The following is a 14,297-nucleotide window of genomic DNA, read 5'->3' as shown; positions in this document are numbered from 1 at the left end:
TGAAAATCGCGCTATTCTAATGACCTGGGCCGTTGCCCGTCTGGTTAACGGCCGGCGGGGCCGGCGCCGCTGCCGCACTGGCGATTGAGCCAGAATGCGCTAAGCTAGGGTTGCCGGGCGGGAGAGCCGGGATCGACGAGAGCGACCCGGGGATGTTGGCTCGGCCATATCCACTCCGGCTCAAGATCAGCCTGCCATGAGTATCCTCAACCGCACCCGGCCGCTCCCCTTCCTGGTCACGACGGAACTCCCCTGCCCCTATCTGCCGGCAAGGATGGAGCGCAAGGTCGTGACGGAATTGTCGGGCCCCACGGCCGCCGACACCTACGAGACCCTGTCGCGCGCCGGCTTCCGGCGGAGCCATGGCATCGCCTACCGCCCCGCCTGCCGCGGTTGCCAGGCTTGCGTGCCGGTGCGCGTCGTCGCGGACGAGTACGATCCCGGTCGCACGCTGCGCCGGATCGAGCGGCGCAACCAGGACCTCCGCAGCGCCGTGCGGCCCGCACGCGCCACCCAGGAGCAGTACCGCCTCTTCAGCCGCTATCTCGAGCATCGCCACAGCGATGGCGAGATGCTCGGCATGAATCTGCAGGAATATGGCGCGATGATCGAGACCAGCCCGCTCGACACGCGCGTCGTCGAGCTGCGCGCGCCTTCGGGAACCCTGATGGCCTGCTGTCTCACGGACTGGACCAAGGACGGCGTGTCGGCGGTCTACAGCTTCTTCGATCCCGAGCTGCCGGCCCGCAGCCTCGGCAGCTACGTGGTGATCTGGCTGATCCGCGAGGCGCAGCGCTGGGGCCTCCCCTATGTCTATCTGGGATATTGGGTCGAGGGCAGCCGCAAGATGGAATACAAATCCCGCTTCCGCCCGATCGAGCTCTACGGCGCCGACGGCTGGCAGCGCGCCTCGCTCCAGGCCGCCGCCGCAACGTGACGGCTGCGCCTCGGCGCAAATTTTTCCCTGCCCTCCTCTTCTCACATCGGCGCCCGCCCGCGACGCACATGGCAGGTGCCATGATCTCCTGCTTGCAGAGCCCGGGCTCCCTCGGTCTAATTCACCCCAATGCACGTCGCTGCCGGCGTCACGGCAAGGGACCCTCGGGATATCGACCTCAGGATACGGATCGATGAGTCAAATCACCGTCGCCGCCACGCAGTTCGCCTGCCAGACCAACAGCGCCGCCAATATCGACAAGGCGGAGACGCTGGTGCGCCAGGCGGCGGCGAAGGGCGCCCAGATCGTCCTGCTCCAGGAGTTGTTCGAGACCCCCTATTTCTGTCGGGATCAAAAGCGGTCCCTGTTCGGCCTGGCGAAGCCGGCCGTCGGCAATCCCATGATCGCCCGGATGAGCGCGCTCGCCCGGGAGCTCGAGGTCGTGCTGCCGGTGAGCTTTTTCGAGCGCGCCAACAACGCCTATTTCAACTCGGTCATGGTGCTCGACGCCGACGGCGAGACGCGCGGGCTCTACCGCAAGAGTCACATTCCCGACGGACCGGGCTATCAGGAGAAGTTCTACTTCAATCCCGGCGACACCGGCTTTCGCGTCTTCGAGACGCACTATGCGCCGATCGGCGTGGGCATCTGCTGGGACCAGTGGTTCCCCGAATGCGCCCGCTCGCTGGCGCTCCAGGGCGCCGAGATCCTGCTCTATCCCACCGCGATCGGATCGGAACCCCAGGATGCCGGCATCGACAGCCGCGATCACTGGCAGCGCGTGATGCAGGGCCATGCCGCCGCCAACATGATGCCGCTGGTGGCCTCCAACCGCATCGGCACCGAGCAGGGCGACAGCTTCGAGCAGATCTTCTACGGCTCCTCCTTCATCGCGGGGCCCCAGGGCGAGATCGTCGCGGCCGCGGGCCGCGAGGAGGAAACCATCCTGACCGCCAGCTTCGATCTCGAGAAGGTGCGCGCGCAGCGGGCCTCCTGGGGCCTGTTCCGCGACCGGCGCCCCGAGCTCTACACGGCCCTCTTCACCCTCGACGGGCGCAACTGGTCGGAATGACCGTTCCCGAGCGGTAACCGCCCGCAATCCTGCCTGACGTTCGCGGCCGGCGGGCGAGGCTGTCTCCCGTTCCGACCGCTTTCCTGACCGATTCGCAAATCAAGAACCGGATCAGCATCGCGATGGGACTACATGCCGGTCCTGCCGCCGTGCCATACTGGCTCCCGGGGACGTGTCGAATGACAAGGCCGCGGCAACCGCCAGTTGCCGTGGGCTTGATGGATTTCGGGGGCAGCATGCCGGCCAATTTGGTCGAGACGACGCCATCGGCTTACGCTTATCCGCTGCTGATCAAGCAGCTTCTGCTGACACCGCTGGCGACGACGCCGGATCAGGAAATCGTCTATCGCGACCGTTTGCGGTACCGCTATCGCGACCTGCAGGGGCGCATCGGGCGGCTGGCCAACATGCTGGCAACGCTGGGGGTGAAGCCCGGCGACACGGTCGCGGTGATGGATTGGGACAGCCATCGCTATCTCGAGACCTATTTCGCCGTGCCGATGATGGGCGCCGTCCTGATGACGACGAATGTGCGCCTCGCGCCCGAGCAGATCCTCTACTGCCTCGATCATGCCCGCGCCGACCTGCTGCTGGTCCATGCCGACTTCCTGCCGGTGCTCGATGCCATTCGCGACCGGCTGAAAACGGTCCGGACGGTGGTGCTGATCGCCGACGGGGCTCCGGCGGCACTCGACCCGGCGCGCTTCGCCGGCGAGTACGAAGCGCTGCTGGAGCGCGCGCCGCCGGGCTACGCGTTCCCCGATTTCGACGAGAACACCCGCGCCACCACCTTCTATACGACCGGCACCACCGGGCTGCCCAAGGCGGTCTATTTCAGCCACCGCCAGCTCGTCCTGCATACGCTGGCCGTCGGCCTCACCACCGGGAGCCATCCGGGTGGCCAGTCGTTCCATCGCGGCGACGTCTACATGCCATTGACGCCGATGTTCCATGTCCATGCCTGGGGCTTCCCCTATCTCGCCACGCTGTTCGGCGTGAAGCAGGTCTATCCCGGCCGCTACCAGCCCGACATGATCGTGAAGCTGTTCGTCGCGGAAGGCGTCACCTATTCCCATTGCGTCCCGGCGGTCATGCAGATGGTGCTGAACTGCTCCGAGGCGGCGAGCGCCAATCTCAACGGCTGGAAGGTCGTGATCGGCGGCTCGGCCCTGCCGAAGGGCCTCGCGCGCGCGGCCCGCAGCCGCGGCATCGACATCTGGTGCGGCTACGGCATGTCCGAGACCTGCCCGATCCTGACCGCCTCGCAGGTCAGACCCGAGGATCAAGGCACGCTCTCCGACGAGGAGGAGCTGGCGGTCCGCTGCCGCACCGGTCTGCCGATCGCGATGGTCGACATCAAGATCGTCGATACGGACATGAACGAGATGCCCGCGGACGGCAAGTCGGTCGGCGAGATCGTCGTGCGCGCGCCCTGGCTGACCCAGGGCTATCTGCACGATGCCAAGAGCTCCGAGGCGCTGTGGCGCGGCGGCTATCTCCACACCCAGGACGTCGCCACCCGCAGGCCCGACGGTTATCTGCAGATCACCGACCGGATCAAGGACGTGATCAAGACCGGCGGCGAATGGGTATCGTCGCTGGAGCTCGAGAGCCTGATCTCGCAGCATCCCGGCGTCGCCGAGGTCGCGGTCATCGGCATCAAGGACATGAAATGGGGCGAGCGCCCGCTGGCGCTGGTGGTGGTGCGGCCCGGCCATGAAGGGCAATTGACCACGGAACTGCTGCAGCAGCATCTGCTGGCGCATTGCCAGAACGGCCTTCTGCCGAAATACGCGATCCCCGAGCGGTTCCTGTTCGTGTCCTCGATCGAGAAGACCAGCGTCGGCAAGACCGACAAGAAGCTGCTGCGCCAGAAATACGGCGCCAGCTGAGATCGGCGGCGAACTCGCCGTCAGCCGGCGGTGTTGCCGCCATCGACCAGCATCAGGCTGCCGGTCATGAACGAGGAAGCGTCGGAAGCCAGGAAGACCGCCGCCTTCGCGATCTCCTCCGGCCTGCCCACCCGGCCCAGCGGCAGGGCCTCGCCCAGAACCTTGATCCCGCGCGCGACATCGCCGGTGCGTACCTCGAGGCCGGAGACCAGCATCGGCGTCTCGGTGTCCCCCGGGCAGAGGCAATTGACGCGGATGCCTTCGCGGGCATGGTCGAGCGCCATGGCGCGGGTCATCTGCGCCACCGCCCCCTTGCTGGCGCAGTAGGCGAAGGCGTCGCGCCCCGCCACCACCGACCAGTCCGAGCCGATATTGACGATGGTGCCGCCGCCCTGGCGCTGCATCTGGCGCACCGCCGCCCGCGCCATGTAGAACACGCCCGTCACGTTGACCGAGAACAGGCGCTCCCACTCCTCGTCGCTGGTGGTCGCGACCGTACCGCGATGGATCACGCCGGCATTGTTGACCAGCACATCGAGCCGGCCGAACTGCCGGACCGTCTCCTCGACGAGGCGCTCCGCGGCCCCCTTCTGGGTGACATCGGCCGCCACGAACCTAGCCTCGGCGCCGCAGTCGCGCCGCACCGCCTCGCCCCGCTCGGCGGAGCGGCCGGTCAGCATGAGGCGTGCGCCGGCCGCCGCCGCGACCCGCGCGATCGCGGCGCCGATGCCGGAGCTGGCACCCGTGATCAGGACCGATTTTCCCTGCAGTTCCATGACGTCTCCTCCCGCGTTCCGCGAAAAAGCAAACGGGGAAGCGGCTGCCCGCTTCCCCGTCTTCGGTACGGCGCGACGATCCCGGCCGGATCAGGCGCCGATATGGATCCAGGTGGCCTTGAGCTGCGAATACTTCTCCATCGCGTGCAGCGACTTGTCGCGGCCGAAGCCCGACTGCTTGAAGCCGCCGAAGGGCGAGGAGATGTGGCCGTTGTCGAAGCAATTGACCCACACCACGCCGGCCCTGAGCGCCTGCGAGACCTTGAAGGCCTTGGTGATGTCCTTGGTCCAGATCGCGGCCGCCAGGCCGTAGATCGTGTCGTTGCCGATCTTCACCGCCTCGTCGGCATCCTTGAAGGTGATGGTGGAGAGCACCGGCCCGAAGATCTCCTCCTGGGCGATCTTCATCCTGTTGTCGACCTTGTCGAACACGGTCGGCTCGATGTAGTAGCCGCCGGTCTCGGTCTTCACGCGGCTGCCGCCGAGCGCGAGCCTGGCGCCTTCCTTCTTGCCGGCCTCGATATAGCCCAGCACGCGCTCCATCTGGGTCTTGTCGACCATGGCGCCCAGGCCGGTCTTGGGATCGAGCGGGTCGCCGGGGATGAGCTTCTTGCCGACGGCCATCACCTTCTCGAGCACCCGGTCCTTGACCGATTCCTCGACGACCAGGCGCGAGCCTGCGTTGCAGACCTCGCCCTGGTTGAAGAAGATGCCCCAGGCGGCCGCAGTCGCGGCGGCGTCGAGGTCCGGCGCGTCGGCCATGATGATGTTGGGCGACTTGCCGCCGCACTCGAGCGAGACCTGCTTCATGTTGGACTCGCCCGCATAGCGCAGGAAAAACTTGCCGACCTCGGTCGAGCCGGTGAAGGTCACGCAGTCGACATCCATGTGACGGCCGAGCGCCTGGCCGGCGGTCTCGCCGAAGCCGGGCACCACGTTGAACACGCCCTCGGGGATGCCGGCCTCGGCCGCGAGCTCGGCGATGCGGATCGCCGTCAGCGGCGACTGCTCGGCCGGCTTCACGATCATCGAGTTGCCGGTGGCCAGCGCCGGGCCGATCTTCCAGGAGGCCATCAGCAGCGGGAAGTTCCAGGGCACCACGGCCGCGACCACGCCCACCGGCTCGCGCCGGATCAGCGACACGGCCTCGGGACCGGTCGGCGCGATCTCGTCATAGAGCTTGTCGATCGCCTCGGCATACCAGCCGATCGCCTGGGCCGCGAGCGGCACGTCGATGCGCGAGCTGTCGCGGATCGGCTTGCCCATGTCGAGCGTCTCGAGCAGCGCCAGCTCGGTGGTGTGCTTCTCGATCAGGCTCGCGAACCTCATGAGCACCTTCTTGCGCTGGGTCGGGGCCATGCGCGACCAGCTGCCCTTCTCGAAGACGGCGCGCGCCGCCTTGACGGCGCGATCGACATCCTCCTTGTCGCCCTCGGCGATCTGGGTGATCGCCTTGCCGGTGGCGGGGTTGATGCAGTCGAAGGTCTTGCCGGAAGCGGCCGGCACATATTTGCCGTTGATGAAGGCCTGGTTGCGGAAGGTCAGGCGCGAGGCCTGCTCCTTGACGGTGTCGATCGACAGCGCAGCGGACATCCGATGTCTCCCGAAATCTGGTGGGTCTGGAGGGGATGGCGGCGACATTAAAGGCCGGCCCGCCGGGCGGCAAGCCGGCCCGAAGCCATTGATAAGACGGATCGATTGGTCGAGGCCGGGGAGCAAAAGCAAGCGGGCCGCCCGTCGCCGGAGCGGCCCGCCCGAGGATCTCAGCCGAGGAGGCGAAGGGCGGTCAGAACAGCCCTTCGACCTCGCCCTGGGCGTTGAGCTTGATGTGGTTGGCGGAGGGCACCTTGGGCAGGCCCGGCATGGTCATGATCTCGCCGCAGATCACCACCAGGAACTCGGCGCCGGCCGACAGCTTGACCTCACGCACCGGCACCACATGGTTCGAGGGCGCGCCCTTGAGGTTGGAATCGGTCGAGAAGCTGTACTGCGTCTTGGCCACGCAGATCGGGTAATGCCCGAAACCCGCCTTCTGGAACTCGGCGAACTGGTCGCGCACCTTCTTGTCGGCGATGATGTCGCTGGCGCCATAGAGGCTCTTGGCGATGGTACGGACCTTGTCCCAGAGCGGCATGTCGTCCGGATAGAGCGTCTGGAAGCTGGACTTTCCGCTCTCGGCGATCTGGACGACCCTATGCGCCAGGGCCTCGGTGCCGGCGCTGCCGTCGGCCCAGTGGGTACATTCGATGGCCTCGGTGCCGAGCCCCGCGCAGGCCTGCTTGAGCGCCGCCAGCTCGGCGTCCGTGTCGGCCACGAAGCGGTTGATCGCCACCACCGGCGGCACGCCGAAGCGCTTCACGTTCTCGACATGGCGGGCGAGGTTCTCGAGGCCCTTCTTCAGCGCCTCGACATTCTCCTTGCCGAGATCCTCCTTGGCCACGCCGCCATGCATCTTGAGAGCGCGGATGGTGGCGACGATCACCGCCGCCGAGGGCTTCAGGCCGGTCTTGCGGCACTTGATGTCGAAGAACTTCTCGGCGCCCAGGTCGGCGCCGAAGCCCGCCTCGGTCACGACATAGTCGGCGAGCTTGAGGGCGCTGCGGGTCGCGATCACCGAGTTGCAGCCATGGGCGATGTTGGCGAAGGGGCCGCCATGGATGAAGGCCGGGTTGTTCTCGAGCGTCTGCACCAGGTTGGGCGCCAGCGCGTCCTTGAGCAGCACGGTCATCGGGCCCTCGGCCTTGAGGTCGCGGGCATAGACCGGCTTCCGGTCGCGGGTATAGGCGACGATGATGTTGCCGAGCCGGCGGGTCAGGTCGTCGAGGTCGCTGGCGAGGCAGAAGATCGCCATGACCTCCGAAGCCACCGTGATGTCGAACCCGTCCTCGCGCGGATAACCGTTGGCCACGCCGCCGAGCGAGGAGACGATCGAGCGCAGCGCGCGGTCGTTCATGTCGAGCACGCGGCGCCAGGAGATGCGGCGCGGATCGATGCCGAGCTCGTTGCCCCAATAGATGTGGTTGTCGATCAAGGCCGCCAGCAGGTTGTTGGCGGTGCCGATCGCGTGGAAGTCGCCGGTGAAATGGAGGTTGATGTCCTCCATCGGCACGACCTGGGCATAGCCGCCGCCGGCAGCCCCGCCCTTCACGCCGAAGCAGGGCCCGAGCGAGGGCTCGCGCAGGCAGATGATGGCCTTCTTGCCGATCCGGTTGAGGCCGTCGCCGAGGCCGACCGTGGTGGTGGTCTTGCCCTCGCCCGCGGGCGTCGGCGTGATGGCGGTGACGAGGATCAGCTTGCCGTCGGGGCGCGACTTCAGGCTGTCGACATAGTGGAGATCGACCTTCGCCTTGCTGGGCCCGTAGCGGAACAGGTGCTTCTCCGGAATCCCCAGCTTCTCGGCGATCTTCTCCACGGGCTGCATCTTGGCAGCGCGCGCGATCTCGATATCGCTACCGACCTTCTTGATCATCGTCCCCAGTCCTCTTGGTTGGCCTGCCCCTAGGAGCGCCGACGGGCACGGGATCCTGTCCCGGCCTGGTGCCGACCGAAAGGGCCGGGCCGGAGGCTATCCGGGCCCGGCCCCGCCGGATGGTCCCGAAACGACGCGAATTGGTCTCGCCGGGAACACCAAATCCGGACCAGTTCGAGGCGCCCCGGAAACGCTCCCGGGAGGCCCGGAAACCTGTCTTTCCATTCAGCAATCCAGGGTGTTCTCGATCTCCCACTGGGTCAGGTGGCGGCAATAGCGCGACCATTCCTCATGCTTCATCTTCGTATAGGCGTCGATGAAGCTGTCGCCCATGGCCTCGCGCAGCACCTTGCTCTTCTCGGTCAGCCGGAGCGCGTCCAGGAGGTTCAGGGGCAGCTTCTTGGCGCCCTTCACCTTATGGCCCTCGGTATACATGTTGATGTCGAGGCGGGGCCCCGGGTCGCGCTTGTTCTCCACCCCGTCGAGGCCGGCCGCCAGCACCCCCGCCTGCAGCAGATAGGGGTTGGCCGCGCCGTCCATCAGCCGCAGCTCGAATCGGCCGGCATCCGGGATGCGGACCATGTGGGTGCGGTTGTTGCCGCCATAGGTGATGGTGTTGGGCGCCCAGGTGGCGCCGGAGAGCGTGCGGGGCGCGTTGATGCGCTTGTAGCTGTTCACGGTCGGATTGAAGAAGGAACAGAGCGCGTCGGCCGAGTGGATGACGCCGCCAAGGAAGCTGTAGGCCAGCTTCGAGAGGCCCAGCTCGCCTTTGGGATCGTGGAACAGGTTGGTCTTGCCGGTCTTGTCCCAGACCGAGACATGGGCGTGACAGCCATTGCCGGTCAGGTTGAGGAACGGTTTCGGCATGAAGGTGGCGCGCATGCCGTGCTTCTCGGCGATCTGGCGCACCATGTATTTGAAGAAGGCGTGGCGGTCGGCCGTCACGAGGGCGTCATCATATTCCCAGTTCATCTCGAACTGGCCGTTGGCGTCCTCATGGTCGTTCTGATAGGGCTTCCAGCCCAGCGCCAGCATCGAGTTGCAGATCTCGGTGATGACGTCGTAGCGACGCATCAGCGCCATCTGGTCGTAGCAGGGCTTTTCCTGGGAATCGAGCGAATCCGCAACCGATTTGCCATCGGGCGTAATCAGGAAATACTCGCATTCGACACCGGACTTCATCCGCAGGCCCTTGGTCGCCGCCTTGGCGATCTGCTTCTTGAGCTGGGCGCGCGGGCTGTCCGCGACCTCCTTGCCGTCCATCCAGAGATCGCTGGCGAGCCAGCCCACCTCGGGCTTCCAGGGGAGCTGGATCAGGCTGTCGGGATCGGGACGGGCGAACAGGTCCGGATGCGCCGGCGTCATGTCGAGCCAGGTCGCGAAGCCGGCAAAACCGGCGCCGTCGCGCTGCATGCCGGCGATCGCCTCGGCCGGCGCCAGCTTGGCCCGCAGCACGCCGAACAGGTCGACGTAGCTGATCAGGAAATACTTGATCTTCCGCTCTTTGGCGATTTTCGACAGATCGGCAGCCATGGATCGTTCCCCCTCGTGTTTTCCTCAGGCCTCTCGACGCCTCGGTTCCGGCGCGGCGGCCCTTTTCCTTGATGACGGCTCAGGAAGGGTTCAGCCCTTCCCCGCTCCCAAACATTGGCCGTTCACAGCCCCCCGCTCTGGCCCGGGATCCAGCTCGTGCCGGCCAGCGGCACGCGCGCCATGGCCGCGGCCTCGATGGTGAGCGCCACCAGATCCTCGGGCTCCAGATTGAGCACATGGCTCTTGCCGCAGGCTCGCGCGATGATCTGCGTCTCCATGGTGAGCACGGCCAGATAGTTCGACAGCCGCCGGCCCGCCTTGATCGGATCCAGCCGCTTGGCGAGCTCCGGATCCTGCGTCGTGATGCCGGCCGGATCGCGGCCCTCATGCCAGTCGTCATAGCAGCCGGCGGCGCTGCCGATCTTGCGATATTCCTCTTCGAGCTTCGGGTCGTTGTCGCCGAGCGCGATCAAAGCCGCGGTGCCGATGGCGACCGCGTCGGCGCCCAGCGCCAGAGCCTTGGCCACGTCGGCGCCGTTGCGGATGCCGCCCGAGACGACGAGCTGCACCTTGCGGTGCATGTCGAGATCCTGCAGCGCCTGCACCGCCGGGCGGATCGCCGCCAGGATCGGGATGCCGACATGCTCGATGAAGACTTCCTGGGTCGCGGCGGTGCCGCCCTGCATGCCGTCCAGCACCACCACGTCGGCACCGGATTTGACCGCGAGTGCCACGTCGTAATAGGGCCGGGTCGCACCGACCTTCACATAAACCGGTTTCTCCCAGTCGGTGATCTCGCGGATCTCCTGGATCTTGATGGTGAGATCGTCGGGGCCGGTCCAGTCGGGATGGCGGCAGGCGGAGCGCTGGTCGATGCCTTCCGGCAGGTTGCGCATGGCGGCGACGCGCGGCGAGATCTTCTGGCCCAGCAGCATGCCGCCGCCGCCGGGCTTCGCCCCCTGCCCGATCACCACCTCGATCGCGTCGGCCTTGCGCAGATCGTCGGGATTCATGCCGTAGCGCGAGGGCAGGAGCTGATAGACCAGGATGCTGGAATGGCCGCGCTCCTCGGGCGTCATGCCGCCATCGCCGGTCGTGGTGCTGGTGCCCATGGCGCTGGCGCCGCGCCCGAGCGCTTCCTTGGCCGGGCCCGAGAGCGCGCCGAAGCTCATGCCGGCGATGGTGACCGGGATCTTGAGATGGATCGGCTTCTTGGCGAAGCGCGTGCCGAGCACGACATCGGTCGCGCATTTCTCGCGGTAGCCCTCGAGCGGATAGCGCGAGACCGAGGCGCCGAGGAACACGAGATCGTCGAAATGCGGCACCCGCCGCTTGGCACCGAAGCCGCGGATGTCATAGATGCCGGTCGCGGCGGCGCGATGGATCTCGGCGATCGCATATTCGTCGAAGGTCGCGGAGCGGCGGGGCGGCATCGGCGTCGGGGAGGTCGGAGCGCTCATCGCGGAATCCCGTTCTCAATAGGCGTCGACATTGTCGACGTGGAAATTGTAGAGGCGGCGGGCCGAGCCGTAGCGGCGGAAGCGTTTCGGGTCGGCCTTGATGCCGGCGCGCGCGAGCAGCTGCTCGAGCTTGGCCAGGTGATGGGGCGTCATCTTCTTCTCGACGCAGTCGGCCCCCAGGCTGTCGACCTTGCCCTGCACATAGAGCCGCGCCTCGTAGATCGAATCGCCGAGGCTCGATCCGGCATCGCCGCAGACGACGAGGCTGCCGGCCTGCGCCATGAAGGCGCTCATATGGCCGACCGATCCGCCGACGACGATGTCGATGCCCTTCATCGAGATGCCGCAGCGCAGGCCCGCATCGCCCTCGATGACGAGCAGGCCGCCGCGGCCGGTGGCGCCGGCCGCGTCCGAGGCGTTGCCCTTCACCCGCACCTCGCCCGACATCATGTTTTCGGCCAGCCCCACGCCGCAATGGCCGTTCACGACGACGGTCGCTTCCTTGTTCATGCCGGCGCAGTAATAGCCGGGATGTCCGTCGATCGTGACCTCGATCGGCACGGTGAGGCCGGCGCAGAGCGCATGGGCGCCCTTGGGATTGACGACGCGCCAGGCCTTCTCGTTGGTCTCCGGCGGCAGGCGATGCAGGCGCTCGTTGAGATCCCGGACCGAGCTCTTGTCCAGATCGACCGTGATCATGCGGCGGCCTGCACGTCCCAGGTATAGACCACGGCCGGCGCCGGCGCCCACACGACCGCCTTGTCGGCGCCCGGCAGGTTGGCGATCGAGCGGTATTCCGAGGCCATCGCCACCCAGTCGTCGGTCTCGGCCAGCACGGCGGGCTTGCAGGCGAAGGCATCGCGCAGCACGGCGAAGCCGTTCCGGGTGCCCATGGTGAAGGTATAGAAGCCGTCGAGATCCTTGAGGCCCGCCTCGAGCGCCTCGGCCAGGCTCGCCCCCTCGCCCAGGCGATGGGCGAAGTAGCGCGCCGCCACCTCGCTGTCATTGTCGGTCTCGAACTGGTGGCCGCGATGGACCAGCCAGCGGCGCAGGTTGTTGTGGTTCGAGAGCGAGCCGTTATGGACCAGGCACATGTCCGAGGCGGCGGTGAAGGGATGGGAATGCTCGGTCGTGACCGCGCTCTCCGTCGCCATGCGGGTATGGCCGATGGCGTGGGTCCCCTCCATCCTGCCGAGGCCGTAACGCTCGGCCACCTGCTTGGGCAGGCCCATATCCTTGTAGACCTCCATCAGCTGGCCATAGCCCATGATGCGGATCTCGGGATGGTGCGACTTGAGCCAGCCGCGCACATGCTCGTCGGGCGCCGAGACGGTCATGACCACATGGTTGGCCTTGGTCTCGACATCGACCTCGGCCTTGAGCGCCTCGCCGAGCGCCCCGCCGACCTCGCGCCAATGGAAATGCGGATCGGCATGGAACAGGGTCAGCTTCGAGGCCTTGCCCTTGACCGGCTTGTGGTAGACCGCGATGCCGGCGCTGTCGGGACCGCGTTCGGTCATCTCGATCAGCATATGGCTCAGATGCCGCCCGAGGCTGGGCCTCAGGGCCGGATTCTTGAGGAAAAGTCCGACGATTCCGCACATGGATGGATCCTTTCGGGAGGCCCGAGCGAGGCCGGACCATACCCCAGGAAATCCCGGGAATCAATGAAAAGGAAACAATGTTTCCTATGAGGAAACCGGCGCGAGGTCAGCCTTCGCCGTCGCGCGGGTAGCAGATGATCGAGAGGAACCGGATCGGCAGCTTGCGCAGCTCGTCGGGCCCGTGGGGAACGTCGGCGTCGAAGAACAGCGAGTCCCCCGGCAGCAGCGTGTAGGTGCGGTCGCCATGGCGGTAGCTGACCTCGCCCTCGAGCATGAAGATGAACTCGACGCCGTCATGCTGGAACAGCGGGAACACGTCCGAATCCGCCGTCAGCGTGATCATGTAGGGCTCGACCGAGATGCTCTTGCGCAGCGTATGGCCGAGGAGCCGGTATTGATGGCCGGCGCGGGTGCCGCGGCGCTCGATCTCGAGCCCCTGCCCCGCCTTGACGAAGGTGGCGTCCCGCTCCTCCTCGAAGCGCCGGAAGAAGGCGGTGACCGGCACATGGAGCGCCACCGAGAGCGCGCGCAAGGTGGCGAGCGAGGGCGAGGTCATGCCGTTCTCGATCTTGGAGAGCATCCCGGCCGAGAGCTCCGCCATCTTGGCGAGCTCGGCCACGGTCATGTCCTGCTTGCGCCGGAACTCGCGCACCTCGCGGCCGATCGCCTCCTCGAGCCGTCCATAGTCCTTGTTGATCAACCCGTGCGGGTCCTGGAACGCCTGCGGCGCCTCCGCGGGCTTCGCCGGCTTTCGCGGCGCAAGCGATCTTTTGCGCGCCTCGCCGGCCGGCGCGGTCGATCCCGCCTTGCGCTTGCCCTTCATCGTGTCTCGGCGAGCCTCCGCAGCGCGGCGAGCCCGATTGGCTGGCCGCCGAACTCCGCCATCGCATCGACGATACAGGCCCACATATATTCCGCCGAGGCGCTGTCGGTCAGCAGATGATAGGCCGGCAGTTCGCCGAAATAGTCGCGGATCGCGATCGCGCTGATCTTGGCGACCGAGGTCTGGGCGATCTGACCCTGCTTGAATTTATGCGCGCGCAGATCGACGCCGCAGACCTTGGCGAACATCGCCGGCGCCTGCCAGCCCGAGACCATGAACCAGCAATGGCTCTCCGAGCGCGGCATCGGATAGCCGATGAGCTTGCGCGGCTTCTCCGTGCCCCAGGCCCAGGCGCCGTTGAGGCGGTCGATCAGGCCCGCCTCCCCCTTGAGGCCGTCGATCAGGAAGATCTCGGACGGCGCCAGGCGCGCCGCCAGCGAGCCATCAGCCTGGCGATAGGCCATGTTGCTTTCGGGCCCGATGGTCAGGCCCTGGCTCGTCAGCCATTCGATCGTACCCGTACCCTTGAAACCGGTGCGCGGCAGGGGCGAGAGATCGGTCAGGCCGAGGCGACGGCCGATCCCCACTTCCTCCTCGACCGGGCGGCCGAGCCGCATGGCGACCGCCGCGTCGCGCAGCGCGGCCCATTCGGCGCCCTTGGCCTCCAGGCTGCGATAAACATAGCTGCGCCGGCTGAAGGCGGTCGGCGAGACGGTTCCCGGGGCCATGGC

General features: G+C 66.8%; 12 protein-coding genes. 3 read left to right on the top strand and 9 right to left on the bottom strand.

Annotated features, from left to right (window positions below; all coding sequences use genetic code 11):
• Positions 1 to 196: 196 nt before the first annotated feature.
• The 3 genes from FRZ61_RS08610 to FRZ61_RS08600 all read left to right on the top strand — a co-directional run bounded on the left by FRZ61_RS08610 (position 197) and on the right by FRZ61_RS08600 (position 3,901).
• Positions 197 to 937 carry an arginyltransferase gene (locus FRZ61_RS08610; protein ID WP_151116620.1) on the top strand — a complete coding sequence of 247 codons (741 nt, stop codon included), beginning with the start codon at positions 197 to 199 and terminating at the stop codon, positions 935 to 937.
• A 193-nt stretch (positions 938 to 1,130) separates the two neighbouring features.
• Positions 1,131 to 2,009, top strand: coding sequence for an N-carbamoylputrescine amidase (gene aguB / locus FRZ61_RS08605; protein ID WP_151116618.1), 879 nt, complete (start codon positions 1,131 to 1,133; stop codon positions 2,007 to 2,009).
• 236 nt (positions 2,010 to 2,245) lie between these two features.
• Positions 2,246 to 3,901 carry a fatty acid--CoA ligase gene (locus tag FRZ61_RS08600; protein ID WP_151116616.1) on the top strand — a complete coding sequence of 552 codons (1,656 nt, stop codon included), beginning with the start codon at positions 2,246 to 2,248 and terminating at the stop codon, positions 3,899 to 3,901.
• A 20-nt stretch (positions 3,902 to 3,921) separates the two neighbouring features.
• Here the strand turns inward: FRZ61_RS08600 and FRZ61_RS08595 are convergent, their stop codons facing one another.
• The 9 genes from FRZ61_RS08595 to FRZ61_RS08555 form a co-directional block, all read right to left on the bottom strand.
• Positions 3,922 to 4,677, bottom strand: coding sequence for an SDR family NAD(P)-dependent oxidoreductase (locus FRZ61_RS08595; protein ID WP_151116614.1), 756 nt, complete (start codon positions 4,675 to 4,677; stop codon positions 3,922 to 3,924).
• 90 nt (positions 4,678 to 4,767) lie between these two features.
• On the bottom strand, positions 4,768 to 6,270 hold the full coding sequence (locus FRZ61_RS08590; protein ID WP_151116612.1) for an aldehyde dehydrogenase: 1,503 nt from the start codon (positions 6,268 to 6,270) through the stop codon (positions 4,768 to 4,770).
• Positions 6,271 to 6,463: 193 nt separating this feature from the next.
• Positions 6,464 to 8,146, bottom strand: a complete 1,683-nt coding sequence (locus FRZ61_RS08585) for a formate--tetrahydrofolate ligase (protein WP_151116610.1) — start codon at positions 8,144 to 8,146, stop codon at positions 6,464 to 6,466.
• A gap of 225 nt (positions 8,147 to 8,371) precedes the next feature.
• The gene (gene glnT, locus FRZ61_RS08580) at positions 8,372 to 9,679 is read right to left on the bottom strand and encodes a type III glutamate--ammonia ligase (protein ID WP_151116608.1); all 1,308 of its coding nucleotides are present in this window, start codon (positions 9,677 to 9,679) and stop codon (positions 8,372 to 8,374) included.
• Positions 9,680 to 9,801: 122 nt separating this feature from the next.
• Positions 9,802 to 11,139, bottom strand: a complete 1,338-nt coding sequence (locus FRZ61_RS08575; protein ID WP_151116606.1) for an FMN-binding glutamate synthase family protein — start codon at positions 11,137 to 11,139, stop codon at positions 9,802 to 9,804.
• A 15-nt stretch (positions 11,140 to 11,154) separates the two neighbouring features.
• Entirely contained in the window at positions 11,155 to 11,838 is a 684-nt protein-coding gene (locus tag FRZ61_RS08570) for a GltB/FmdC/FwdC-like GXGXG domain-containing protein (protein ID WP_151116604.1), read from the bottom strand.
• A complete protein-coding gene (locus FRZ61_RS08565) occupies positions 11,835 to 12,743 on the bottom strand; it encodes a class II glutamine amidotransferase (protein WP_151116602.1) in 909 nt (302 codons plus the stop codon). Before FRZ61_RS08565 ends, FRZ61_RS08570 begins: the two co-directional genes overlap by 4 nt.
• A 106-nt stretch (positions 12,744 to 12,849) precedes the next feature.
• The gene (locus FRZ61_RS08560) at positions 12,850 to 13,566 is read right to left on the bottom strand and encodes a helix-turn-helix domain-containing protein (RefSeq protein ID WP_151116601.1); all 717 of its coding nucleotides are present in this window, start codon (positions 13,564 to 13,566) and stop codon (positions 12,850 to 12,852) included.
• Positions 13,563 to 14,294, bottom strand: coding sequence for an aminomethyltransferase family protein (locus FRZ61_RS08555; RefSeq protein ID WP_151116599.1), 732 nt, complete (start codon positions 14,292 to 14,294; stop codon positions 13,563 to 13,565). Before FRZ61_RS08555 ends, FRZ61_RS08560 begins: the two co-directional genes overlap by 4 nt.
• Positions 14,295 to 14,297 lie beyond the last annotated feature (3 nt).

The organism is Hypericibacter adhaerens, assembly GCF_008728835.1.
GTDB lineage: Bacteria > Pseudomonadota > Alphaproteobacteria > Dongiales > Dongiaceae > Hypericibacter > Hypericibacter adhaerens.
This window is presented reverse-complemented; position numbering and strand designations above follow the sequence as displayed.

What these genes read in the sequence shown, in the direction of transcription:
- FRZ61_RS08610 (WP_151116620.1), top strand. Translation starts at nt 197, where the DNA reads ATGAGTATCCTCAACCGCACCCGGCCGCTCCCCTTCCTGGTCACGACG.
- aguB (WP_151116618.1), top strand. Translation starts at nt 1,131, where the DNA reads ATGAGTCAAATCACCGTCGCCGCCACGCAGTTCGCCTGCCAGACCAAC.
- FRZ61_RS08600 (WP_151116616.1), top strand. Translation starts at nt 2,246, where the DNA reads ATGCCGGCCAATTTGGTCGAGACGACGCCATCGGCTTACGCTTATCCG.
- FRZ61_RS08595 (WP_151116614.1), bottom strand. Translation starts at nt 4,677, where the DNA reads ATGGAACTGCAGGGAAAATCGGTCCTGATCACGGGTGCCAGCTCCGGC.
- FRZ61_RS08590 (WP_151116612.1), bottom strand. Translation starts at nt 6,270, where the DNA reads ATGTCCGCTGCGCTGTCGATCGACACCGTCAAGGAGCAGGCCTCGCGC.
- FRZ61_RS08585 (WP_151116610.1), bottom strand. Translation starts at nt 8,146, where the DNA reads ATGATCAAGAAGGTCGGTAGCGATATCGAGATCGCGCGCGCTGCCAAG.
- glnT (WP_151116608.1), bottom strand. Translation starts at nt 9,679, where the DNA reads ATGGCTGCCGATCTGTCGAAAATCGCCAAAGAGCGGAAGATCAAGTAT.
- FRZ61_RS08575 (WP_151116606.1), bottom strand. Translation starts at nt 11,139, where the DNA reads ATGAGCGCTCCGACCTCCCCGACGCCGATGCCGCCCCGCCGCTCCGCG.
- FRZ61_RS08570 (WP_151116604.1), bottom strand. Translation starts at nt 11,838, where the DNA reads ATGATCACGGTCGATCTGGACAAGAGCTCGGTCCGGGATCTCAACGAG.
- FRZ61_RS08565 (WP_151116602.1), bottom strand. Translation starts at nt 12,743, where the DNA reads ATGTGCGGAATCGTCGGACTTTTCCTCAAGAATCCGGCCCTGAGGCCC.
- FRZ61_RS08560 (WP_151116601.1), bottom strand. Translation starts at nt 13,566, where the DNA reads ATGAAGGGCAAGCGCAAGGCGGGATCGACCGCGCCGGCCGGCGAGGCG.
- FRZ61_RS08555 (WP_151116599.1), bottom strand. Translation starts at nt 14,294, where the DNA reads ATGGCCCCGGGAACCGTCTCGCCGACCGCCTTCAGCCGGCGCAGCTAT.